General features: G+C 60.1%; 22 protein-coding genes. 14 read left to right on the forward strand and 8 right to left on the reverse strand.

Annotation, left to right across the window (positions count from 1 at the left end):
• Positions 1–12: 12 nt before the first annotated feature.
• The 14 genes from paaA to C1J04_RS01325 all read left to right on the forward strand — a co-directional run bounded on the left by paaA (position 13) and on the right by C1J04_RS01325 (position 11,272).
• Entirely contained in the window at positions 13–1,005 is a 993-nt protein-coding gene (gene paaA / locus C1J04_RS01260; protein ID WP_009825611.1) for a 1,2-phenylacetyl-CoA epoxidase subunit PaaA, read from the forward strand.
• A gap of 5 nt (positions 1,006–1,010) precedes the next feature.
• Complete coding sequence (paaB, locus tag C1J04_RS01265) at positions 1,011–1,355, forward strand: 1,2-phenylacetyl-CoA epoxidase subunit PaaB (protein WP_005850550.1); 345 nt, start codon at positions 1,011–1,013, stop codon at positions 1,353–1,355.
• A gap of 53 nt (positions 1,356–1,408) precedes the next feature.
• Entirely contained in the window at positions 1,409–2,131 is a 723-nt protein-coding gene (paaC, locus tag C1J04_RS01270; protein ID WP_009825612.1) for a 1,2-phenylacetyl-CoA epoxidase subunit PaaC, read from the forward strand.
• Positions 2,125–2,592, forward strand: a complete 468-nt coding sequence (gene paaD / locus C1J04_RS01275) for a 1,2-phenylacetyl-CoA epoxidase subunit PaaD (protein WP_037954009.1) — start codon at positions 2,125–2,127, stop codon at positions 2,590–2,592. Before paaC ends, paaD begins: the two co-directional genes overlap by 7 nt.
• Positions 2,593–2,595: 3 nt before the next feature.
• A complete protein-coding gene (locus C1J04_RS01280; protein WP_037954012.1) occupies positions 2,596–3,660 on the forward strand; it encodes a 2Fe-2S iron-sulfur cluster-binding protein in 1,065 nt (354 codons plus the stop codon).
• Positions 3,661–3,670: 10 nt separating this feature from the next.
• The gene (gene paaZ / locus C1J04_RS01285) at positions 3,671–5,695 is read left to right on the forward strand and encodes a phenylacetic acid degradation bifunctional protein PaaZ (protein WP_009825615.1); all 2,025 of its coding nucleotides are present in this window, start codon (positions 3,671–3,673) and stop codon (positions 5,693–5,695) included.
• A complete protein-coding gene (locus C1J04_RS01290) occupies positions 5,685–6,455 on the forward strand; it encodes a PaaX family transcriptional regulator C-terminal domain-containing protein (RefSeq protein ID WP_009825616.1) in 771 nt (256 codons plus the stop codon). The genes paaZ and C1J04_RS01290 overlap by 11 nt, the downstream gene beginning before the upstream one ends.
• Before the next feature lie 55 nt (positions 6,456–6,510).
• A complete protein-coding gene (locus C1J04_RS01295) occupies positions 6,511–7,125 on the forward strand; it encodes a ribonuclease D (protein ID WP_005850559.1) in 615 nt (204 codons plus the stop codon).
• The gene (locus tag C1J04_RS01300) at positions 7,122–8,084 is read left to right on the forward strand and encodes a KpsF/GutQ family sugar-phosphate isomerase (protein ID WP_009825617.1); all 963 of its coding nucleotides are present in this window, start codon (positions 7,122–7,124) and stop codon (positions 8,082–8,084) included. The genes C1J04_RS01295 and C1J04_RS01300 overlap by 4 nt, the downstream gene beginning before the upstream one ends.
• 48 nt (positions 8,085–8,132) lie before the next feature.
• Positions 8,133–8,699 (forward strand): LPS export ABC transporter periplasmic protein LptC, encoded by a 567-nt coding sequence (lptC, locus tag C1J04_RS01305; RefSeq protein ID WP_254693843.1) that lies wholly within the window; start codon positions 8,133–8,135, stop codon positions 8,697–8,699.
• The gene (locus C1J04_RS01310) at positions 8,696–9,190 is read left to right on the forward strand and encodes an LptA/OstA family protein (protein ID WP_009825619.1); all 495 of its coding nucleotides are present in this window, start codon (positions 8,696–8,698) and stop codon (positions 9,188–9,190) included. Before lptC ends, C1J04_RS01310 begins: the two co-directional genes overlap by 4 nt.
• Positions 9,190–9,948 carry an LPS export ABC transporter ATP-binding protein gene (gene lptB, locus C1J04_RS01315; protein ID WP_005850564.1) on the forward strand — a complete coding sequence of 253 codons (759 nt, stop codon included), beginning with the start codon at positions 9,190–9,192 and terminating at the stop codon, positions 9,946–9,948. The genes C1J04_RS01310 and lptB overlap by 1 nt, the downstream gene beginning before the upstream one ends.
• Positions 9,949–10,198: 250 nt before the next feature.
• Positions 10,199–10,765 (forward strand): ribosome hibernation-promoting factor, HPF/YfiA family, encoded by a 567-nt coding sequence (gene hpf / locus C1J04_RS01320; RefSeq protein ID WP_005850565.1) that lies wholly within the window; start codon positions 10,199–10,201, stop codon positions 10,763–10,765.
• Between the two features lie 42 nt (positions 10,766–10,807).
• Positions 10,808–11,272 carry a PTS sugar transporter subunit IIA gene (locus C1J04_RS01325; protein ID WP_009825620.1) on the forward strand — a complete coding sequence of 155 codons (465 nt, stop codon included), beginning with the start codon at positions 10,808–10,810 and terminating at the stop codon, positions 11,270–11,272.
• A gap of 6 nt (positions 11,273–11,278) precedes the next feature.
• On the opposite strand, the gene C1J04_RS01330 is transcribed toward C1J04_RS01325, so the two are convergent.
• The 8 genes from C1J04_RS01330 to cysQ all read right to left on the reverse strand — a co-directional run bounded on the left by C1J04_RS01330 (position 11,279) and on the right by cysQ (position 20,381).
• A complete protein-coding gene (locus tag C1J04_RS01330) occupies positions 11,279–12,706 on the reverse strand; it encodes a nodulation protein NodH (protein WP_009825621.1) in 1,428 nt (475 codons plus the stop codon).
• A 2-nt stretch (positions 12,707–12,708) separates the two neighbouring features.
• Positions 12,709–14,406 carry a DUF5927 domain-containing protein gene (locus tag C1J04_RS01335; RefSeq protein ID WP_009825622.1) on the reverse strand — a complete coding sequence of 566 codons (1,698 nt, stop codon included), beginning with the start codon at positions 14,404–14,406 and terminating at the stop codon, positions 12,709–12,711.
• Entirely contained in the window at positions 14,403–15,389 is a 987-nt protein-coding gene (locus C1J04_RS01340; protein WP_114865229.1) for a glycosyltransferase family 2 protein, read from the reverse strand. Before C1J04_RS01340 ends, C1J04_RS01335 begins: the two co-directional genes overlap by 4 nt.
• A 172-nt stretch (positions 15,390–15,561) precedes the next feature.
• On the reverse strand, positions 15,562–16,599 hold the full coding sequence (locus tag C1J04_RS01345) for a glycosyltransferase family 2 protein (RefSeq protein WP_037954015.1): 1,038 nt from the start codon (positions 16,597–16,599) through the stop codon (positions 15,562–15,564).
• On the reverse strand, positions 16,596–17,579 hold the full coding sequence (gene galE, locus C1J04_RS01350) for a UDP-glucose 4-epimerase GalE (RefSeq protein WP_009825625.1): 984 nt from the start codon (positions 17,577–17,579) through the stop codon (positions 16,596–16,598). Before galE ends, C1J04_RS01345 begins: the two co-directional genes overlap by 4 nt.
• Positions 17,580–17,603: 24 nt before the next feature.
• Positions 17,604–18,503, reverse strand: coding sequence for a UTP--glucose-1-phosphate uridylyltransferase GalU (galU, locus tag C1J04_RS01355; protein WP_005850578.1), 900 nt, complete (start codon positions 18,501–18,503; stop codon positions 17,604–17,606).
• 280 nt (positions 18,504–18,783) lie between these two features.
• Positions 18,784–19,584: a 3-deoxy-manno-octulosonate cytidylyltransferase gene (locus C1J04_RS01360; RefSeq protein WP_009825626.1), complete on the reverse strand. Its 801-nt coding sequence runs from the start codon at positions 19,582–19,584 to the stop codon at positions 18,784–18,786.
• Entirely contained in the window at positions 19,584–20,381 is a 798-nt protein-coding gene (cysQ, locus tag C1J04_RS01365; protein WP_009825627.1) for a 3'(2'),5'-bisphosphate nucleotidase CysQ, read from the reverse strand. The genes C1J04_RS01360 and cysQ overlap by 1 nt, the downstream gene beginning before the upstream one ends.
• Positions 20,382–20,489 lie beyond the last annotated feature (108 nt).

Consider the following 20,489-nt stretch of genomic DNA (forward strand, 5'->3'; position numbering starts at 1 on the left):
AGGATCTGAACGATGTATGCACAGATGATCAAATCCACCGGCCAAGGTGTCAAATCTCTCGAAGAGATGGATCCGCAGGAACGCGCCTTTCAGGAACGGATAAATGCGGGCGGCAAGATCGAACCGAAAGACTGGATGCCGGAGGGGTATCGCAAGAACCTGATCCGGCAGATCGGCCAGCACGCGCATTCGGAAATCGTGGGCCAGTTGCCAGAAGGCAACTGGATCACCCGCGCCCCGACGTTGGAGCGTAAGGCGATCCTTCTGGCCAAGGTGCAGGACGAGGCTGGCCACGGTCTGTATCTCTATTGCGCGGCCGAAACACTGGGGGTCAGCCGTGACCAGCTGACCCGCGACCTTCTGTCGGGCAAAATGAAATACAGCTCTATCTTCAATTATCCGACCCTGACATGGGCCGATATGGGGGCTGTCGGCTGGCTCGTGGATGGGGCCGCGATCATGAACCAGGTGCCCCTGCAACGCACATCCTACGGCCCCTATGCCCGCGCGATGGTGCGTATCTGCAAAGAAGAATCGTTCCACCAGCGCCAAGGCTACGACATCATGATGAAGATGGCGAAGGGCACAGACGCGCAGCGCAAGATGGCGCAGGACGCGCTGAACCGCTTCTGGGGGCCTGCGCTGATGATGTTTGGCCCGTCGGACGAAAACTCTGTCCATTCGGCGCAATCGATGGCGTGGAAGATCAAGATGAACTCCAACGACGAACTGCGTCAGAAGTTCGTTGATGAATGTGTCCCGCAGGCCGAATATCTGGGCCTCACCGTTCCCGACCCCGATCTGAAATGGAACGAGGAACGCGGGCATTACGACTTTACCCAGCCCGATTGGGACGAATTCTTTGACGTGCTCAAGGGCAATGGCCCCTGCAATACCGAACGGCTCGCCGCGCGCAACAAGGCGTGGGACGACGGCGCGTGGGTGCGGGACGGTTTGATGGCACATGCGGCGAAGAAACGCGCCGCGAAACTGGCAGCGGAGTAAGCAAGATGAGCAGCCCAGAAGCAAAACCCTACCCCGGCACCCAAGCGGTCGACCACGGCAAGGCGCGCGCCGACGAATGGCCCCTGTTCGAGATTTTCATTCGCGGTCAGCACGGGCTGAGCCATCGCCACGTCGGGTCGCTTCACGCCGCTGACGCCGAAATGGCGATCAAGAATGCCCGCGATGTTTATACGCGCCGCAACGAAGGCGTGAGCATCTGGGTCGTCGAGGCCGCGCATATCGCCGCCTCCTCGCCCGAGGAAAAAGGCCCGCTGTACGAGCCCGCCAACGACAAAGTCTACCGCCACCCCACCTTCTTTGACATTCCAGACGAAGTGGGGGCGATGTGAGCACGGCAAATATAGACCCTAACAAAGGCGATTTGTTCGAATTTCTATGCCGGATGGGGGATAACACCCTTGTTCTGGGACACCGCGTTTCGGAATGGTGCGGCCACGCCCCCGTGCTGGAGGAAGACATCGCGCTGGCGAATACCGCGCTGGATCTGATCGGCCAGACCACGCTTTGGCTGGATCTGGCGGGTAAGGTCGAAGACGCGGGTCGCGATGCGGATCGGCTTGCCTTTCACCGTGACGTCTGGGATTTCCGCAATCTGTTGTTGGTCGAACAGCCCAACGGCGATTTCGGCCAGACGATCATGCGCCAGTTCCTGTTTGACGCATGGCACCTGTCGCAGCTGACCGCCCTGATGGAAAGCAGCGATGCACAGATCGCCGCCATCGCGGAAAAGGCGAGCAAAGAGGTGACCTACCATCTGGAGCGCGCGACAGACACGGTGATCGGCCTTGGCGACGGGACCGAGGAAAGCCACCGCCGCATGCAGAACGCGCTGGACCTGTTGTGGCCCTATGTCGGGGAAATGTTCGTCGCGGACGCTGTGGACGAGGCTATGGTCTCAGCAGGCATCGCGCCCGATCCTGCCTCCCTGCGCCCCGCCTATGATACCTTGGTGAACGATGTCTTCACCGCCGCCACGCTAATACGGCCCGAGAGCGATTTCGGGCATCGCGGCGGCAAATCCGGTAAACGCCATTCGGAACATCTGGGGCATATGCTGACGCAGATGCAATGGCTGCAACGCGCCTACCCGGATGCGACATGGTAGTCGAAAAGCCTTCGTTAGAGACTGTTTGGGGCTGGCTTCACGCCGTGCCGGACCCCGAGATTCCGGTAATCTCGCTGACCGACCTGGGGATCATCCGCGATGTGCAATGGCAGGATGACACGCTAGAGGTCACGGTGACGCCGACCTACTCCGGCTGCCCCGCGACGACGATCATCAACCTTGATATCGAAACGGCATTGCGCGGGCACGGGATCGAAAAACTGGCTCTAAAGCGGCAACTTTCGCCTGCCTGGACCTCTGACTGGATGACCGACGCAGGCCGTGCCAAGCTGGAAAGCTACGGCATTGCCCCGCCCCAACCCGCAGGTGGCCCCGAACGCTGCCCCCGTTGCCAATCAACGCATCTGGAAAAGATCAGCCAGTTCGGATCGACCCCCTGCAAGGCGCAATGGCGCTGCACCGACTGTCTGGAACCCTTCGATTATTTTAAGTGTATCTGACCCATGAGCCAATTCCTCCCCTTATTAGTGACTGATATTCACCGCACCATCCGCGACGCGGTGATCTTGACCCTACACCCCGAAGACCCAAAGGCGTTTGCCTTCAAGCAGGGTCAATATCTGACCTTCAAACAGGACTTCGACGGGACCGAGCTGCGCCGCAACTATTCGATTTGCGCCGGTCTGGACGACGGCTTGCTGCAAGTGGGGATCAAGCGGGTCGATGGCGGTGCCTTCTCTACCTTTGCGAACGAGGTGTTGAAGGTCGGGGATACGCTGCATGCCATGCCCCCCCAAGGCACGTTTTCCGCCGGGTTAGAGCCTGATCGCGCGCGGAATTACCTTGGGTTTGCCGGTGGCTCGGGGATCACGCCGGTGCTGTCGATCCTCAAGACGGTGCTGAAACGCGAGCCCAAATCGACCTTTACGCTGGTCTATGCCAACCGTGCTGTTAACACGATCATGTTCCGCGAAGAGCTGGAGGATCTCAAGAACCGCTATATGGGCCGGTTGAGCGTCATTCACATGCTGGAAAGCGGGCAGGACATTGACCTGTTCACCGGCCGTGTAGACCAGAATAAATGCGCCGAGTTGTTCAAGACCTGGATCGACGTGTCGGACATGGACATGTCCTTTATCTGTGGGCCGGAGCCGATGATGCTGGCCATCGCGGATGCCCTGAAATCCCACGGGTTAGAGCCTGATCAGATCAAGTTCGAACTGTTCAGCGAAAGCCAGCAGGGCCGTCTGGCGAAACAGGAAATGGCCAAGCGCAGCGAAGGTCAGGCGCAAACGCAGGTGACCGTGAAAATCGACGGCGCGCAGCACAGCTTTACCATGGCCAAGGGGCAATCGGTGCTGGATGCCGCGCTAGAGAATAACCTTGATGCGCCCTTTGCCTGCAAGGCAGGGGTCTGTTCGACCTGCATGTGCAAGGTCACCGAAGGCGAGGTCGAGATGCTATCGAACCACGCGCTGGAGGACTACGAAGTTGAACGGGGATACCGGCTGAGCTGCCAAAGCTATCCGCTGAGCGACACGCTTTTCATTGACTACGACCATCACTAAGGGGCCCAATATGCGCGATATCCAAAGCTTTGCCGCCGGACAATGGATCAACCCCGGCGCCGGTGCACGCAACATCGCAAGTGCTATCACCGGCGATGTGATCGCCCAAGCCGGCAATGACGCGCTGCAGGTTCAAACGATGCTGGCCTATGCCCGCGACGTCGGCGGCCCTGCCCTGCGCAAGCTGACCTTTCACGACCGAGCCCGGATGCTCAAGGCCGTCGCGCTCTACCTCAATGACCATAAACAGAGCCTATACGAGCTGTCGTTCGACACAGGCGGCACGCAGGCTGACCACATGATCGACGTGGATGGCGGGATCGGCACGATGCAGGTCTACGCCGCCAAGGGTCGCCGCGAAATGCCGGATGATCAGGTCTATCTGGACGGCCCCGTCGAACAGCTGGGCCGCGCGGGTCAGTTCATGGGCCGCCACATCTGCACGCCGTTGCAGGGCGTTGCGGTGCATATCAACGCGTTCAACTTCCCCGTTTGGGGCATGTTGGAAAAGCTCGCCCCGACGCTGCTTGCCGGGGTGCCTGCCATCGTCAAACCCGCCACCGCCACCTGTCAGGTGACCGAGGCCTGTTTCCGCCTGATGATCCAATCCGGTATTCTGCCAGATGGCGCGATCCAGTTGGTGACGGGGGGCTTGGGCGATATGCTGGACCACCTCGATTGTCAGGATGTCGTCAGCTTTACCGGCTCTGCTGAAACGGCACTGAAACTGCGCAGCAACCCTGTGTTGGTCGAACGCTCCGTCCGGTTCGCGTCTGAACAGGATAGTCTCAATGCCTCGGTGTTAGGGTCTGATGCGGGTCCCGGCACGCCCGAGTTTGATCTGTTTGTGAAAGAGGTCCAGCGCGAGATGACGGCCAAGGCGGGGCAGAAATGCACCGCCATCCGCCGGATCATGGTACCGCAGTCCCATGTGGATGCGCTGATCGCTGCGCTGTCGGACCGGCTGGCCAAAGTCGCCATCGGCGATCCCCGTCTTGAAGGCACGAAAATGGGCGCGCTTGTTTCGCAATCGCAGCGCCGCGACGTGCTGGAGAAAGCCGCCCTGATCGGGTCAGAGGCGACGCGTGTCTTTGGTGACCCCGATGCCTTTGCGGTCGAGGGTGCGGATGCCCAGAAAGGCGCATTTGTCCCGCCGATGCTGTTCCACTGCGCCGATCCCGATGCCGCCACGCATGTGCACGACACCGAGGCTTTTGGCCCTGTGTCCACCATCATGCCCTACCGCGACACCGACCACGCCATCGCGCTGCTGAACAAGGGCAAAGGGTCACTGGTCGCCTCCATCATCACCCGCGACGGCGAGACCGCACGCAACATGGTGATGGGCGCAGGCGCGTTTCACGGGCGGCTCTATTTCAACAACCGCGACTCGATGGCCGAGGCGACGGGCCACGGTGCCCCCCTGCCCCACATGGTCCACGGGGGTCCGGGGCGTGCAGGTGGCGGCGAGGAACTGGGCGGCGTGCGCGGTGTCATGCACTATATGCAGCGCACCGCCATTCAGGGCAGCCCCGATATTCTGACCGCCATCGGCAAGCAATGGGTGCCCGGCGCGACCGAGATTTCGGACCGCGACCACCCGTTCACCCGCCGCTTTGACGCGCTGGATCTGGGCGAGACGTTCAATTCTGCCAGCCGCACCGTGTCGCTGGAGGATATCGAGACGTTCGCCCATTTCACCGGTGATACGTTTTACGCGCATATGGATGACGCTGCCGCCAAGGCGAACCCGTTCTTTCCCGGCCGTGTCGCCCATGGCTATCTGCTGCTGAGCTTTGCCGCAGGGCTGTTCGTGCAGCCTGACCCCGGCCCTGTGCTGGCGAATACCGGGCTGGACAGCCTGCGCTTTATGGCACCGGTGCAGGCGGGCGACAGCATCAAGGTTCGGCTCAGCGTCAAGGCAAAGACGCCTCGCAATGACGAATACGGTGAGGTACGCTGGCACGTGACCCTGACCAATCAGGATGATGCCGCCGTGGCCGAGTATGAATTGCTGACGATGAATGCCTATTGACGACTTTGACCTTGCGATCGCCCCTCTGAAAGACCTTGGCGGCCAGCGCGTCTGGTCTTTGATGATCAGTCTCTTTGGTGATCTGGCCCGACAGGAAGGGCAGATCATCGGCGGGCCGGTGCTGTCGGCGATCATGTCGGCGATGGACGTCCGCCCCGAGGCCGCGCGCGTGGCCCTGCATCGTTTGCGCAAGGACAAATGGATCGCGTCCGAGAAACACGGGCGGATCAGCCATCACAGCCTGACCCCCGAAGGCCGCGCCCAAAGTCAGGCGGCCAGTGGCCGGATCTACGCCACCCCTGACGATCTGCCGGAGCACTGGCAAATGGTCGTGACCGATGACGCCGACACCGGCGCGCTGGAAAAGGCGGGATTCACCACGTTGATGCCGCGCCTATATGTCGGGGACGCCGCCCTGCCTGTGCCGAAAGATGCCGCCACGCTGCCCGGTCAGGCTGTCCCCGACTGGATGAAACGCCAGCTAGAGCCTGCCTCCCTTGCCGAAAGCTATGCGCAGCTGTCAGACGCCTTGCACCATGTCGCGCGCGACCTTGCCGGTGCCGACACGCTAACGCCGTTGCAAATTGCGACCCTACGCTGCCTGATCGTGCATAATTGGCGCCGCCTTGCGCTGAAGCATCCCGCGCTGCCGCGTCCGCTGATCCGCGATGATTGGGCCGGTCTGGTCGCGCATCAAAGGGTCGCTGCCCTGCTCGCGGCCTATCCACGCCCCGACCTGCCGGAAATCGCCACCGCCTGAGGCCGCGCAGAAAGCGATGCTTTCCCAACGCGCGCCGTCGGGATATAGGGAGGGCATGACAAATACAGTTTACCAAAATGACCTGCCCGACGGGCTGAACCTTGGACCGATGGTCGCGATCGATTGCGAAACCATGGGGCTGCATCCGCACCGTGACCGGCTGTGTGTCGTGCAGCTGTCCGGCGGTGACGGGAACGCGCATCTGGTCCAGATTGCCAAGGGCCAGACCGAGGCCCCTAATCTTTGCGCCCTGCTTGAAGACCCGCATGTGCTCAAGCTGTTCCACTATGGCCGGTTTGACATTGCGGCTTTGCTGAACACCTTTGGGGCCAAGGCCGCGCCGGTCTATTGCACCAAGATCGCCAGCCGCCTTGTGCGCACCTATACCGACCGCCACGGGCTTGCCAAACTCTGCCAAGAACTGCTGAGCGTCGATATCTCCAAACAGCAGCAATCCAGCGATTGGGGTGCCGAGACGCTGACCAAAGCGCAGATCGACTATGCCGCCTCGGACGTGCTGCATCTGCACAAGCTGCGGGACGTGCTGAACCAGATGTTGATCCGCGAAGGACGCATCGAGCTCGCGCAAGCGTGTTTTGAATTTTTGCCAACCCGTGCCCAACTCGATTTGGACGGCTGGCCCGAAACGGATATTTTTGCACACGCATGACCACACCTTTCCTAGATACCGCCCGCCGCGTCATCCGCACCGAAGCCCAAGCGCTTGAACAACTGGCCGACAGTCTGGACGACCGTTTTCGTCAGGCCATCGACCTGCTGGTCGCGACCCGTGGGCGGGTGATTGTCACCGGCATCGGCAAGTCCGGCCATATCGCCAAAAAGATCGCCGCGACGCTGGCAAGCACCGGCACGCCCGCGCAGTTCGTCCACCCTGCCGAGGCAAGCCACGGCGATCTGGGGATGATCACCGGCGATGATGTGGTGCTTGCGATCTCGAACTCGGGCGAAGCGCCGGAGCTTGCCAATCTGATCGCCTATTCGCGCCGCTTTTCCATCCCGCTGATCGGCATCACCAGCCGCGCGCAAAGCAGCCTTGGCGCGCAATGCGACGTGGTGCTGGAACTGCCGCAACTGTCAGAGGCCTGCGGGACCGGCGTGGTACCGTCGACATCGACCACGATGACATTGGCGATGGGGGATGCTGTGGCGATTGCCCTGATGGAAAACCGCGCCTTCACCGCCGAACATTTCCGCGAGTTCCACCCCGGTGGCAAACTTGGCGCACGGCTTAGCCGCGTCGCTGACCTGATGCACACGGGCGATGCGCTTCCGCTGGTGCAGGTCGATGCCCCGATGTCCGACGCGCTGATGGCGATGAGCAGTAAATCCTTTGGCGTGGTGATTGTCACCGACAGCAACGGCGCGCTGGCCGGTATCATCACCAGCGGCGATTTGGGGCGTCACCTGGACGGGCTGATGTCCAAAACCGCGCGCGAGGTCATGACGCCGACCCCTGTCACCGTCGCACCCGACGCGCTGGCGGAGAAGGCCGTGGGCATCATGAACGCCCGCAAGATCACCTGTCTTCTGGTGCTGGACCCGGCCCAAGGGGACATCCCCGCAGGTCTGCTGCATATCCACGACTGCCTACGCGTCGGTCTGGGCTAGGGCGCGATGCAGGGGGACCGTTACACAAGGCTGATCTCTTGGCTCAAGGTGCTGTTTCCCTTGGCAGCGCTTGGCCTGCTATCGACCCTGTTCCTGCTGTCGCGCGCGATTGATCCCGGGCAGGCCATCCCCTTTGCCGAGAAAGAGGTGCAAGATCGCCTGCGCGACCAGCAGATCACCGGCCCCTTCTTTACCGGCGCAACGTCAGAGGGGGACGAGCTGTCGTTCTATGCCGATGTGCTCACCCGCCCCGACGGGCAGACCGGCATGAACCACGCCGAAAACCTGCGTGCGACGATCAACACCCCCGAGGGATCGACCTTTCGCCTGCAATCGGATCTCGCCGATTTTGACATCGCCGAGGATGTGGCCGATCTGCTGGGCAAGGTGATCCTGACGACCTCGACCGGATACCGGCTGCAAAGCGAAAAGATCACGTCAGACCTGTCGGGGCTGAATATCCAGTCGCCGGGCGCGGTCCACGGCACCACCCCAGGTGGTACGCTGGAGGCTGGCGCCATGTCGATAACGCAAACAGATGAACAAACCGCCCCCCAATTGGTTTTCACAAACCGGGTGAAGCTGATATACAAACCGAAATCCAAATCAGAGTGACGCACGTGAAACACCTACTGCTGCCCGTTTTCCTGCTCCTTTCCGCGATGCCAATCGCCGCACAAGGGACCAATGTGGCCTTTGGGTCGATCCGTCAGGATACCGGCCTGCCCGTCGAGGTGACCGCCGACAACCTGTCAGTCGATCAAGGGGACGGATCGGCTGTTTTCACTGGGAATGTGCTGATCGGTCAGGGCGAGATGCGCCTGTCCGCCGCACGCGTTCTGGTTGTGTACCGTGCAGACGCCGAAGGCATCGCGCGGCTTGAAGCGACGGGCGGTGTGACCCTTGTCTCGGGCAAGGACGCCGCCGAATCAGAGCGCGCGGATTACGACATCGACACGGGCACGATCGTGATGTCGGGGAACGTGCTGCTGACCCAAGGGCGCAATGCGCTCAGCTCTGACACGATGAGCGTCAAGCTGTCGGACGGCACGGCGCAGATGTCCGGCCGCGTGAAAACAATCCTGCAAACGGGCAGCAACAACTGATGTCTTCCCCGAATTTGACGGTCACGGATGGCGCAAGCGGTCTGCGCATCGAACACCTGCGTAAATCCTACCGCAAGAAAACCGTCATCCGCGACTTCTCGATGGAGCTGAACCGGGGCGAGGTTGTTGCCCTGCTGGGGCCGAACGGGTCCGGCAAGACGACCACGTTTTACGCCGTGGCCGGGCTGGTCATGCCCGAAGGCGGCACTGTCACGATTGATGGCAAGAACGTCACCACCCTGCCGATGTATCGCCGCGCACAGCTTGGCATCGGCTACCTCCCGCAAGAGATGAGCATCTTTCGCGGGCTGAGCGTGCAAGACAATATCTCGGCGATTCTGGATATCTCTATCTCTGACGCGCGCGGGCGGCGTGAACGGCTTGAAGCCTTGCTGTCGGAATTTTCCATCGAACACCTGCGCCGTGCGCCGGCCTTGGCCCTGTCAGGCGGGGAGCGTCGCCGCGTGGAAATCGCCCGCTGTCTGGCGGCCGATCCCAAATACCTGCTGCTCGACGAGCCCTTTGCGGGCGTGGACCCGATTTCGGTGGATGACATCCGCCATCTGGTTGCCGATCTGAAAAAGCGCGGCATCGGCGTGCTGATCACCGACCATAACGTGCGGGAAACATTGGATATTGTGGACCGTGCCTACATCTTGCACGAAGGCACTGTGCTGATGTCCGGCACCCCGGAAGAGGTCGTGCAGAACGAGAATGTGCGCCGGGTCTACCTGGGCGATAACTTCCGCATTTCCTAATCAACTACAGACATATTGCGCTAGTTTCCGCACATCCATGCGCCGGATTCATTTGACAACGCGGCCCAATCACGCGCTCAATAGGACTATGGCGAGACGGCGTATCATGTTTGTGCTGCATCCCCCCCCTTCCCAAAGGGATGGTGTCTCTCAAACTCGTCGCATCGTCATTCACCCGCATCTGACCCCGCCTTTACCGCATTTTATGCGGCCTATGGTGTTGTCCGGATCATAAGAACAAGGAGAATTTATGCGGTACCAAATCAGTGGCAAACAAATCGACATCGGCGAAGCCCTGCAAACGCATGTGAAAACGGAATTGGGCGAAGCTGTCCAGAAGTATGCTGAGCGTCCGACGGACGCGAATGTCATCTTTTCCAAATCCGGTCACGAGTTCGTCTGCGAAACGACGGTGCACCTATCGACTGGCCTTACGGCGTCAGCGAAAGCGCATGCTACTGATATCTATGGATCTTTCGATTCATGTGCAGCAAAGATGGAAAAGCAACTAAGGCGTTACAAGCGACGGTTGAAAGATCACCATCGCGAGCGTGCGCAACCGGTTGAACTTTTCGGTGCATCCTCGTATATCCTCGCCTCAGAAAGCGATTCAGACGCGCAGGAACCCGAAACACTCCAACCCATGATCATCGCGGAAATGCAGACCAAGATCGCGACCTTGTCTGTGGGTGAAGCTGTGATGCAGATGGAAATTTCGGGAACGCCTGTCGTGGTCTTCCGCAAAGACGGTCAAGAAGGCGTAAACGTTGTCTACCGTCGCGATGACGGCAACATCGGCTGGATCGATCCGTCGTAACCCAAACCGGACCCATCAGCGGCCGAGAACAGAGCGAGCAGAATGAATTTTGCGAAACTCCTAAAGCCGGGGGCTGTCAAAGTCCTCACATCGGCCTCAAGCAAGAAACGCCTGCTCCACGACATCGGGGAGCTGGCGCATAATGCTTACGGCTTGAAAGCCGCCACGGTGGTCGAAGCCTTGATGACGCGCGAATCCCTTGGTCCGACAGGCGTGGGCCACGGGGTCGCGCTGCCCCACGCGCGGCTTGAAGGTCTGGACAATGTGCTGGGGGCCTTTGTGCTTCTGGACAAGCCGATCGATTTCAACGCGGTCGACCGCCAGCCGGTCGATATCGCCTTTGCCCTGTTTGCCCCTGAAAGCGCGGGTGTCGAACACCTCAAGGCGCTGGCGCTGGTGTCGCGTACACTGCGCAATGCCTCTGTCTGCTCTAAGCTGCGGGCCAACCCGGACCCTGCCACGCTTTACGCGATCCTGACCGAAGCACAGGCAACGCAGGCCGCCTAAGCGGCGCTACCCCCAGCTTTTGAACCCGAACATCATATAGTCCCGTTGGTACGCGTCGGATGCGCGTTTTTCGATGTCGGCATCATAGATGTCGGCCAGCGCAAAGGGGTGGGTTGCGGGTCGTGCGGGCAAGGCTGCGGGCGGTTGCACCCCGACGCTTTGCGCCAAGGCTGACAGCTCTGCGGCCAGCTCATCCTCGCGGATGATCCGGTCGGGCAAGGCAAATTCGCCGAACCCCTGTACCGCCTGCGCCTGCGTGCACCACGCCTGATCCACACGGATTGCCGTCTGCCCGTTCAGATTCCCCTTGAGGAAGGTCAGAAACGCCTTGAACGCCGCGCGATGCGCGTCGGCGTCATAGCTGTTGTCCGGTTCGCCTTTCGGCAGCGGCAGCTTGTAGCGGTTGATCAACGTCGTGCGCAGCTGCGGGTAGCTGCCTTTGCCTGTGGTCACGATGTGCCGGCAGAACGCGTCATGCGCACGGTCCACCGGATGCCGCAGCACGGTGAAACTGCGGTGACCGGGGTGCCGGCGCTTCCATTGGCGTAACTGTTTCTGGTTCAACTTGGTTTGCAGCTTGTCCCGCCCGACACCATCCAGCGCCGCCATCCAGTCCAGCACCTGCGGCTCTGGCCCGCTGCGCAAGGGCAAATAAAGCAACGGTGCTTCGGCCGCCGTGACATAGGACGGCACCACCGGCCCGCGGCGGGGTTCGAAATTCGGGGTGCGGGTCAGGTCGAAGCGATCCATCCGGCCAAGCGCATCCAGCATATCGTCATAATTGCTGACCTTGGCCGAGATCGGGTCGGGGTTCTGCTTTTTCAGACTTTTATCCAACGCCTCTAGCGGGTGCTCCACGCCCAGATACCGCGCCAGACCGTTCATCACCTCGACGCTTTGCAGATCCTCATAGGCCACGTAAAACGCCGTCTGCCCCAGCTTCTGCAACCGGTTCAACAGTGTCAGTTGGAACGCCTGAAGTGCCTCTAGGTGGTCCGAGAATTCTTCTTCGTCAAAGACGGCTTGCGCCTTCTTCCGCGCTTTCACATCCGTCAATTTCCACTGACCGGTGCTGCGCGCGATCTTCCAGCTGACGTAGCTTTCGACAGGGTTGCGCGTCAGGATGATCTTGGCGCAGGTGTCGTCTTCCAGCAGCGGATCCAGAACGCGCGGATCGTGGTTGTGGAAATAGCGAAACCCGCCGATGCCCTTGGTCTTGTCGCGTATCGCAACCAGCAGTTTTGTCGGGTCGTCGTCCCGTGTTTGCTGGTCTATGCCCAAAATCTCGGTGCTTTTGGGGTAGCCGATAAAATGCGGGTTGAAGGCCTCGCCGTGGCAGGTGATCCCGTCAAAGGCGTTCAGGTTACTCTCCAGAAAGTTGGAACCCGTGCGCATTTCGGCAAAGACGACAAAGCTTTTGAATTTAGAACTCATATTTATTGCACCAGATAGGGTTTGCGCGGCGGTTTCTGGGGGGCCGACATGCCACGTTCAACGGGGAAGTCGCCCATCAGATAGGGGTGCATCCCCTGGTTCTTGAGGTTCTGCAGGAATTGGCCAAAGCCGGTGAGATCCGCCATCTTCGGAACCTCGGACAGACGACCGGTTTTGACCTGCCCGATCTCGTCCAGAATGCTTTGCAGCGGCTCCATCGGGGCTTCGATGAATTCGGCCATCGTCCAGATCCGCACCCGCGCCTTGGCATAATGCGACCGCAGCACCTTCATGTGTTCGCTTTCGATCTTTTGCAGCGCGGCGGCGGTGCGGCGAATGTCGGCGAAATCCTGATTGGACCGGAATAGCGGCACGGCCCAAGCTCCGGTGATCACCGACACCTGCGCATTCGGATCCTTGGCGATGTTCCAGACGATATCCTGATTGTCCTGTGGTCCGAACTGGAAGCATTGACGTTCGCCACGGGTGTTCCAGATCAGATTGGTCAGAAACGCCTTGGGGTCGTAGTCGCGTATCTTGGCGCTATTGCTCAGCGCCCCGTTGATCGAGTTCTGCCCATCGGCAAAATGCACGCGATCCGGTGCGAACAGATGGCCATGCACCCGCGCGCCGGTGGATTTGGTGAGCCAGGGTTCAAAGTTCTCGAACAGCTCGACAAATCCCTGAAACACGGAATAGGGCGCGGCAGTGACGCCGTTTTCCCAATCTTCATTGGGGAAGCGGCTTTGCATATAGAGCCCCGCCCGCCCCCGCGTGCGCCGTTCAACCGCTTTGGCAAAGACACGGTCAATCTTGCCGGGGTTCGGCTCTGTCCGCTTCATGGCACCCGCCTCATCGGTAAGGAAAGCCTCGTAGAGCCTGTCCGCTTTGGGCCATATCTTGCGCGCGACAAAGCAATCGGACCGCCGCAGAAGCTGGAGGTGATCGTCGTAAAAGATATGCGGCTTGCCCTGAAAATCGAATTTGGACAGGGTCAGCGACCGACTTTCGATCTGGGTCGAATACAGCCGGGCGAGCGTCTGGAAGTAGCTTTCATCCGGTATCCAGACGTGGCGGAAATAAGCGTCGTATGCCGCGCGTTTCGGGTCTTGCAGGATCGCCGACAGGGTTTGTCGCGTCAGGCACCACCATTGCGACCCCATATGCGGCACAACCCCCTTGGGGATACGCCGTTTGAGCCCGATAAAGCGTTGAAAGGCAACCGCCTTGTCGAACAGATAGCGCCGCCGTTTCCACGAGAAGGGAAAACGCATGGTAAAACGTTCTTCGTCCAGCCCGCCAACGGTCCAGGGCACATCGGCTGTAGTGGCGCTTTCGATAAAATCGGTGCGCGGGCGGGCGGCAAGATAGTCGATCAGCTCTTTCACCGGACGCAGCGGCAGGCATGACCCCGATGCCAGATATACATGGCGCACATCCGGAAAGCGGTTCAGCATCATCTCGGACGCGGTTTGCGAGGCGGCCACTAGCCCCCATGTCCCCCATTCGCAACGGTATCTTTTGCTGAACACCAGCGCGGGCACATCCGCCAACGCCTGCACAAAAGCATCATGGGTCTGGCGTGGCACCGATTTATCGACATGGATCACCACCGGACAGCCCGCCGCCGCCCAATGCCGCGCGACCTGTTCGGCGCGGCCAAGGGCGGTGTGCACCAGCATGACGATCCCGACGCTCATGCCCAGTTCCCCTTGGACATGAGACCCAGAATCTCGAGCTGGCGCCAGTTGATATATTTCTCGGACCACTTGCCCCACAGCTTCGGGTTCTGGTCGGGGTTGTTGGCATAGGTCTTGTATTCGATGGATTTGGCATAGTGCTGGCCGCGCACAAGTTCCTCTGCGGCCTTGGCGCTAAAGGTATCCAGAAATTTGGCATGTAGCAGCACGCCTGATGCTTTCTCTCCGCCCCATTCGTCATAGACACGGTTCAACCCGCGCGGCAGCAGCATATGGGTGGAACTGACATAGGCATAGCGCCGGTCCCATTTGACCAGGGGCACCTTGTTCAGCGCGGGGGCCTTGGCGGGCTTGTGTTTGAAAAATACCCGCGCACGCGGCCCGCCCTGTATCCACAGGTTTCCATATTTGGCATTGCGCGAAATCGCGTAGTTGCCGCTGTCGAACCACGATGCGATCTCCATCGGGTTCTGCCCCTCTTGATAGGGTTCATCCCCCAACCGTCCCTTGGGGTAGACATCCAGCAGCATCGCACCAAAGCTGCGGATCTCGCAGTTGTCCAGCCAGTCGGTCAGCGCCTGAACCGGCCGCGTATCGCAAAACGGATAGACAAAGAATTCATCCGGATCGACCACCAGCACCCAATGCCCGTGCGCGTATTTGCGTTTGAGGTAGTTCATCCAGTCGACACCGAACCCCGACCGCCGATAGCTGGCATCCGTATGCCAGACAGAGACATCCTTCATCCCGCGCAGGTAATCGGCACTGCCGTCGTCGGACCCGTTATCGACAAAGAGAAAGTGGTTGATCCCCAGCTCTCGATAATACTCCAGGAAATACGGGAGCCGGATTTTCTCGTTCCGCATGGTGCAGACAAGCAAGACATCATCGGGACGGATGGCGCTGGTGTTGTCCTGAACATGTGTCAGCTCGGACGACTTGCGCAGCGCCCGGATCAACCGCCGCTTGCGCCGCACGCGCATCTTGTAAGAATCCCAAAGGCTCACGTGTTCTCCATACCCTGCGCGGAATGCCCCGCCGGCCTAGGGCCTTCATTCCATCAGGTTCCAAGCCAATATGTCATGGGCCGTGTTCATAAACAACGTACTTTGAAACAGTTACGCGTTGCCGGAATGACGGTCAGGCCGGGGAATATCAGGCCCAGGGGCTGCGCATCAGGTCGCAGTCTTCCAGATCCGCCGGCCCGGTATAGCGCCGCGCATCCGCGTGCCACAGATCGGGGGAGTCAGCGATCTGGTCATAGTAACCGTCAAACTGTTCCGGGTTGTGAAAATGCTGCCCCCGTGCCTTTTCCTGACGGGACTTCGCAATGATCTCTGGCAGGAACTTACTGTGCAGCAACACCCCCGAGACCGTCTTCCCCCCCGGCCCATCGTAGATGTCATTCAGCGCGGGCGGCAGGAGGGAATGGGTCGAATTCACATAGACATAGCGCCGATGCCAGCGGATCAGCGGTATCTTGTTCAACGTCGGTGACTGCGTGGGACGATCGGCAAAGAAAACCCGTTCGCGGGCACCACCCTGCACCCAAAGGTTGTTCATCGGCCACTGGCGCACCGCCCGATAGGGGGCGGGGTCGAACCAATCCAGCACCTGCGCCGGGTTTTGGCCGGGGTCATAGGGCTGCGCGCCCAATGGGCCCTTCGGGAACATATCCAGCATCAGCGTGCCGAACCCTTTGCGCGCTTTACGCTCAAGTTGATCGGTCAACACGGGCAGTTTCCGCGTCTCCATCTGGTCATAGACCAGCAGCTCGTCCGCATCGACGGTCAGGCACCAGCGCCCGTGCCCATGCCGCCACAGCAACCAGTTCAGCCAATCCAGCCCGAACCGCGACGCGCGATAGCTGGCAGAGGTTTGCCACAGGGTCACATCGGGCTGTGCCGCCAGCATTTCGGTGCTGCCATCGTCACTGCCATTGTCGATCATCAGAAAATGCGCAACGCCAAGATCGCGGTAGTGATCCAGAAAATACGGAAGCCGCGCGGACTCGTTGCGCAGCACGACAAAGGCGAGCACGCCGTCGCGCGGAATGGTGGGCCGCCTTGGCGCTTTCAACTGATGCCGCGACCGCAATGCACGCCACAGCAGCCGCCGCCGTTTCAACCGCATCCGATAGGCACCCCACAAGCGGGCCCCTCGGGATGCGGGAACAGCGGCGCTGTCGGTCATGCGCTATAGTGGCCGGTCTGGTGCCATCTCCACGCGTCGGTGATCATCTGCTGCAGGGTTGACCGTGTGGGCCGCCAGCCCAGCTCTGTCTCGGCGCGGACCGAGCCCGAGACCAGTTTGGTGCAATCGCCCGGTCGCCGGTCGCCTTCGGTCATGGGGACGGCGCGGTTGGTGACCTCGCGGCTGTGTTCCACAACCTCGCGCACGGAAAACCCGGTGCCGGTGCCCAGATTGAACACGCGACTGCCCTTATCCTCTCGCAGCCAGTTCAGCCCCAGAACATGGGCATCGACCAGATCGCAGACATGCACATAATCACGAATGCAGGTGCCATCGGGCGTATCGTAATCGGTGCCAAAGATCGTCAGCGCATCGCGTTTGCCGTCGATAGCGTCCAGCATCAGCGGGATCAAATGTGTCTCGGGCTGGTGGAATTCGCCGACCTCCCCTTCGGGGTCGGCACCGGCCACGTTGAAATAGCGGAAGATCACACTTTGCAGGCCATAAGCCGCCTCGAAATCGCGCAGGATATCTTCGATCGCGCGTTTGGAGGCCCCGTAGGCGTTGATCGGGTGCTGCGCGCTATTTTCATCCAGCACGACATTGTCCTGATCGCCATAGGTCGCGCAGGTGGACGAAAAGACGAAGTGTTTGCAGCCTGCGGCGACCGTCGCCTCGATCAGGTTCAACGACCCTTCGACGTTGTTGCGCCAATAGGTGCCGGGCTGTTTCATACTATCGCCCACTTGGCTAAGCGCGGCAAAATGCATGACGGCGACCGGCTGGTATTGTTCAAACGCGGCGTCAATCTCGGCGCGGTTCAGCAGGTCACCCTGCACGAACGGGCCGAATTTTACTGCGTCACGCCAGCCGGTGACCAGATTATCGAAGGTAACGGGGGTATGCCCTGCCGCGGCCAGCGCCTTGCACGCGTGCGACCCGATATAGCCCGCACCGCCGGTGACCAAGATATTCGCCATACGCCCGTCCCTATCGTCCAGCGCTTATTGCGCTGCGGTTTCACCCTGCATGATGTCTTGCAGATACGCACGCAGATCATCGCGCAGCTCTTCACGCGCCAGCCCGAAGGACACGGTCGCCTGCAAGAAACCGGATTTGGAGCCGCAGTCGAAACGCTGGCCCTTGAAGCGGTAGCCATAGACATCGTTGCCTTGGGTCAGCTCTGCTGCAATAGCGTCGGTCAATTGGATTTCCCCACCCGAGCCGGACTTCAGCTGGTTCAGGTTCTTCAGCACGTTCGGCGACAGGATATAGCGGCCGATTACCGCAAGGTTCGACGGTGCGTCTTCGGCTTTGGGCTTTTCGACCATGCCCTTCACCTTGACCAGTTCACCATCTGTTTGGCCCTCGTCGATGTCCAACATCCCGTAGGAGGAGGATTTTTCAGGGTTCACTTCCATCGCCGCAACCATGTTGCCGCCGGTCTCGTTATAGGCTTCGATCATCTGCTGCAGGCAGGGCTTATCGGCAGCGATCACGTCATCGGGCAGCATCACCGCAAAGGGCTCGTTGCCGATCAGACGACGGGCGCACCATACCGCGTGGCCCAGACCAAGCGCTTTGTGCTGGCGGATATAGGCGATGGCACCGCTGTCCATATTGGTGCTTTTCAGGATCTCCATCAGCTCTGTCTTGCCCTTGGAGCGCAGTTCCTGTTCCAGCACGGGAGAGTGATCAAAGTAATCTTCCAGCGCGCCCTTGCCGCGGGAGGTGACGAAGATGAATTCCTTGATGCCCGCCGCGCGGGCCTCGTCGATGGCGTATTGCACCAGCGGGCGATCGACCAAGGTCATGATCTCTTTGGGGACAGATTTCGTCGCGGGCAAAAACCGCGTTCCCAAACCAGCCACCGGAAAAATCGCTTTTGTTACTTTCTTAGCCATGTGAAATCGTCGCCTTTATACATTTACGTGCGGATAACCGAGTTAGCGCTCATTGAATTGCAAACCACCATGCTGCCAGCCCTAAATATGGGCAGCGCCTAAAATATGGCGGCTTCTTGCTGATTTTGCGGTCAAAAGCTCCTTTATGCCGCAGCTTGCACATCTTTGCGCCTTATCCGCCGTTTTCGTTAAATAAATCAAAACGTCGGATCGCTGTGGCTTTATTCTTTACAGGTTGCACGCCCCACCGCAATATTGGTGATTGCGGGGGGCGGTGCGGTTACGCCAACCCCATCTCGGCCATCATCGCTTCGATCTTTGGCACATCTTCGGGGTTGTTCAGCTCCCAGAACTGGCGGCCCTTGGCCTCGACCTCGACACAGAGCACCTTGTGGCTGTTTTCCATAAAGCGCAGCTGCTCCAACCCCTCAAGCTGTTCAAGCGGGCCGACCTTCCATGACGGATAGGCCGCCAGCGCGTCGGGGCGATAGGCATAGACGCCCACGTGGTGAAACACCGGCGTGGCATCGGTATCCTCATAGGTTTTCGACGTGAACGGCACGACTTCCTTTGAAAAATACATCGCCGCATGATCCGCTGCGAAAACGGCGGTGGTGCCCCCCACCCGACCTGCTTTGCGGTCGGCCAGCAGCCCGTTCAACGCCGCGCCATCGCAGCGCAATACCGGCGTCGCGATCCCGGCATCAGGGTCGCCTTGCAGACCCTGCACAAGGCTTTCGACAAACCAATGTGGTGTCAGCGGCGCGTCGCCTTGCAGGTTCACCACGATGTCGTAGCCACCACCCAGAACCGCATGGGCTTCGGCGCAACGCTCTGTCCCGTTAGCACAGTCGACCGAGGTCATCACCACCTCGGCCCCGAAGGCTTCGGCGGCGTCCTTGATGCGATCATCATCGGTTGCCACAACGACCTTGTCGACGCCCTGAACCTCGCAGGCAGCACGCCAGCTGCGTTCGATCAGGCTGCGTGCCGTACCGCTCGCCCCTGTCAACAGCGCCAGCGGTTTCGCCGGATAGCGGGTGGAAGCATAGCGGGCGGGAATGACAATAAGGACCGACATCAGGAGGCTTTCAGTTCAACGCCCGGCGCATGGGCGATAAAGAAGGGGTTGGCGAAATCGGCTTTGCCGTAGGTCAGCGGGGTCAGGTCGTCAAAGCGCACAACGGCCCCACCAGCGCCGGTCAGAACCGCGTGGCCTGCAGCCGTGTCCCATTCCATCGTGCGCCCGACGCGTGGGTACAGATCCGCCTCGCCCGTGGCGATCAGGCAGAACTTCAACGACGAGCCTGCGCTTTTCATGTCGCGCACATTGTATTTCGCGATGTAGTCATCGGTCGCCTGATCGCGGTGCGACTTGGACGCGACGACCATCAGCGCGGCATTATCCGGCGTAGAGACTGATATCGGCTGCACAGGGCCCATGCTGTCTTTTGGGAAATCGCCGGTTTCCTCGACCGCGCTGCCATCGGCCAGCGTGAAGAACATGCGCGAACGGGCGGGGGCATAGACAACACCGCGCCTCGGCACGCCGCCTTCGACCAGCGCGATGTTCACGGTGAAATCGCCCCGACGGTTGATGAACTCTTTCGTGCCGTCCAGCGGGTCCACGATCAGGAATGTATCGCCCGACGCCGAATGGGTGGCCGACTGCTCTTCCGTGACAAGCGTCACATCAGGGAACGCCGCGCGCAGCCCGTCCGAGATGATCTTGTCCGCCGCTTCGTCGGCAATGGTCACGGGGCTTTCGTCGGATTTGGTTTTGACCTCGAAATCATTCGCGCCGTAAATCTCCATGATCTTGTCGCCTGCTTCGATCGACAAACGGCGCATCACCGTTACCAGTTGCTCATAATCCATAATGTCGCGGCCTTTTCAGTTTCGTTGATTACTTTGCGCAAACCCCTTATGATTGCGCCTTGACGGAACAGCAAGAATTCCGTGCGAGGGTACGTCACAAAGAGGCTT

The organism is Sulfitobacter sp. SK025, from assembly GCF_003352105.1.
GTDB lineage: Bacteria > Pseudomonadota > Alphaproteobacteria > Rhodobacterales > Rhodobacteraceae > Sulfitobacter > Sulfitobacter pontiacus.

Coding starts and splice junctions, on each gene's coding strand:
- galE (WP_009825625.1), bottom strand. CDS start 17,579: ATGGCGAATATCTTGGTCACCGGCGGTGCGGGCTATATCGGGTCGCAC.
- galU (WP_005850578.1), bottom strand. CDS start 18,503: ATGGCTAAGAAAGTAACAAAAGCGATTTTTCCGGTGGCTGGTTTGGGA.
- paaD (WP_037954009.1), top strand. CDS start 2,125: ATGGTAGTCGAAAAGCCTTCGTTAGAGACTGTTTGGGGCTGGCTTCAC.
- C1J04_RS01300 (WP_009825617.1), top strand. CDS start 7,122: ATGACCACACCTTTCCTAGATACCGCCCGCCGCGTCATCCGCACCGAA.
- C1J04_RS01290 (WP_009825616.1), top strand. CDS start 5,685: ATGCCTATTGACGACTTTGACCTTGCGATCGCCCCTCTGAAAGACCTT.
- paaC (WP_009825612.1), top strand. CDS start 1,409: ATGGGGGATAACACCCTTGTTCTGGGACACCGCGTTTCGGAATGGTGC.
- C1J04_RS01340 (WP_114865229.1), bottom strand. CDS start 15,389: ATGCGCGTGCGGCGCAAGCGGCGGTTGATCCGGGCGCTGCGCAAGTCG.
- C1J04_RS01295 (WP_005850559.1), top strand. CDS start 6,511: ATGACAAATACAGTTTACCAAAATGACCTGCCCGACGGGCTGAACCTT.
- paaZ (WP_009825615.1), top strand. CDS start 3,671: ATGCGCGATATCCAAAGCTTTGCCGCCGGACAATGGATCAACCCCGGC.
- cysQ (WP_009825627.1), bottom strand. CDS start 20,381: ATGGATTATGAGCAACTGGTAACGGTGATGCGCCGTTTGTCGATCGAA.
- C1J04_RS01325 (WP_009825620.1), top strand. CDS start 10,808: ATGAATTTTGCGAAACTCCTAAAGCCGGGGGCTGTCAAAGTCCTCACA.
- paaB (WP_005850550.1), top strand. CDS start 1,011: ATGAGCAGCCCAGAAGCAAAACCCTACCCCGGCACCCAAGCGGTCGAC.
- C1J04_RS01280 (WP_037954012.1), top strand. CDS start 2,596: ATGAGCCAATTCCTCCCCTTATTAGTGACTGATATTCACCGCACCATC.
- paaA (WP_009825611.1), top strand. CDS start 13: ATGTATGCACAGATGATCAAATCCACCGGCCAAGGTGTCAAATCTCTC.
- hpf (WP_005850565.1), top strand. CDS start 10,199: ATGCGGTACCAAATCAGTGGCAAACAAATCGACATCGGCGAAGCCCTG.
- C1J04_RS01360 (WP_009825626.1), bottom strand. CDS start 19,584: ATGTCGGTCCTTATTGTCATTCCCGCCCGCTATGCTTCCACCCGCTAT.
- C1J04_RS01335 (WP_009825622.1), bottom strand. CDS start 14,406: ATGAGCGTCGGGATCGTCATGCTGGTGCACACCGCCCTTGGCCGCGCC.
- lptB (WP_005850564.1), top strand. CDS start 9,190: ATGTCTTCCCCGAATTTGACGGTCACGGATGGCGCAAGCGGTCTGCGC.
- C1J04_RS01345 (WP_037954015.1), bottom strand. CDS start 16,599: ATGACCGACAGCGCCGCTGTTCCCGCATCCCGAGGGGCCCGCTTGTGG.
- C1J04_RS01330 (WP_009825621.1), bottom strand. CDS start 12,706: ATGAGTTCTAAATTCAAAAGCTTTGTCGTCTTTGCCGAAATGCGCACG.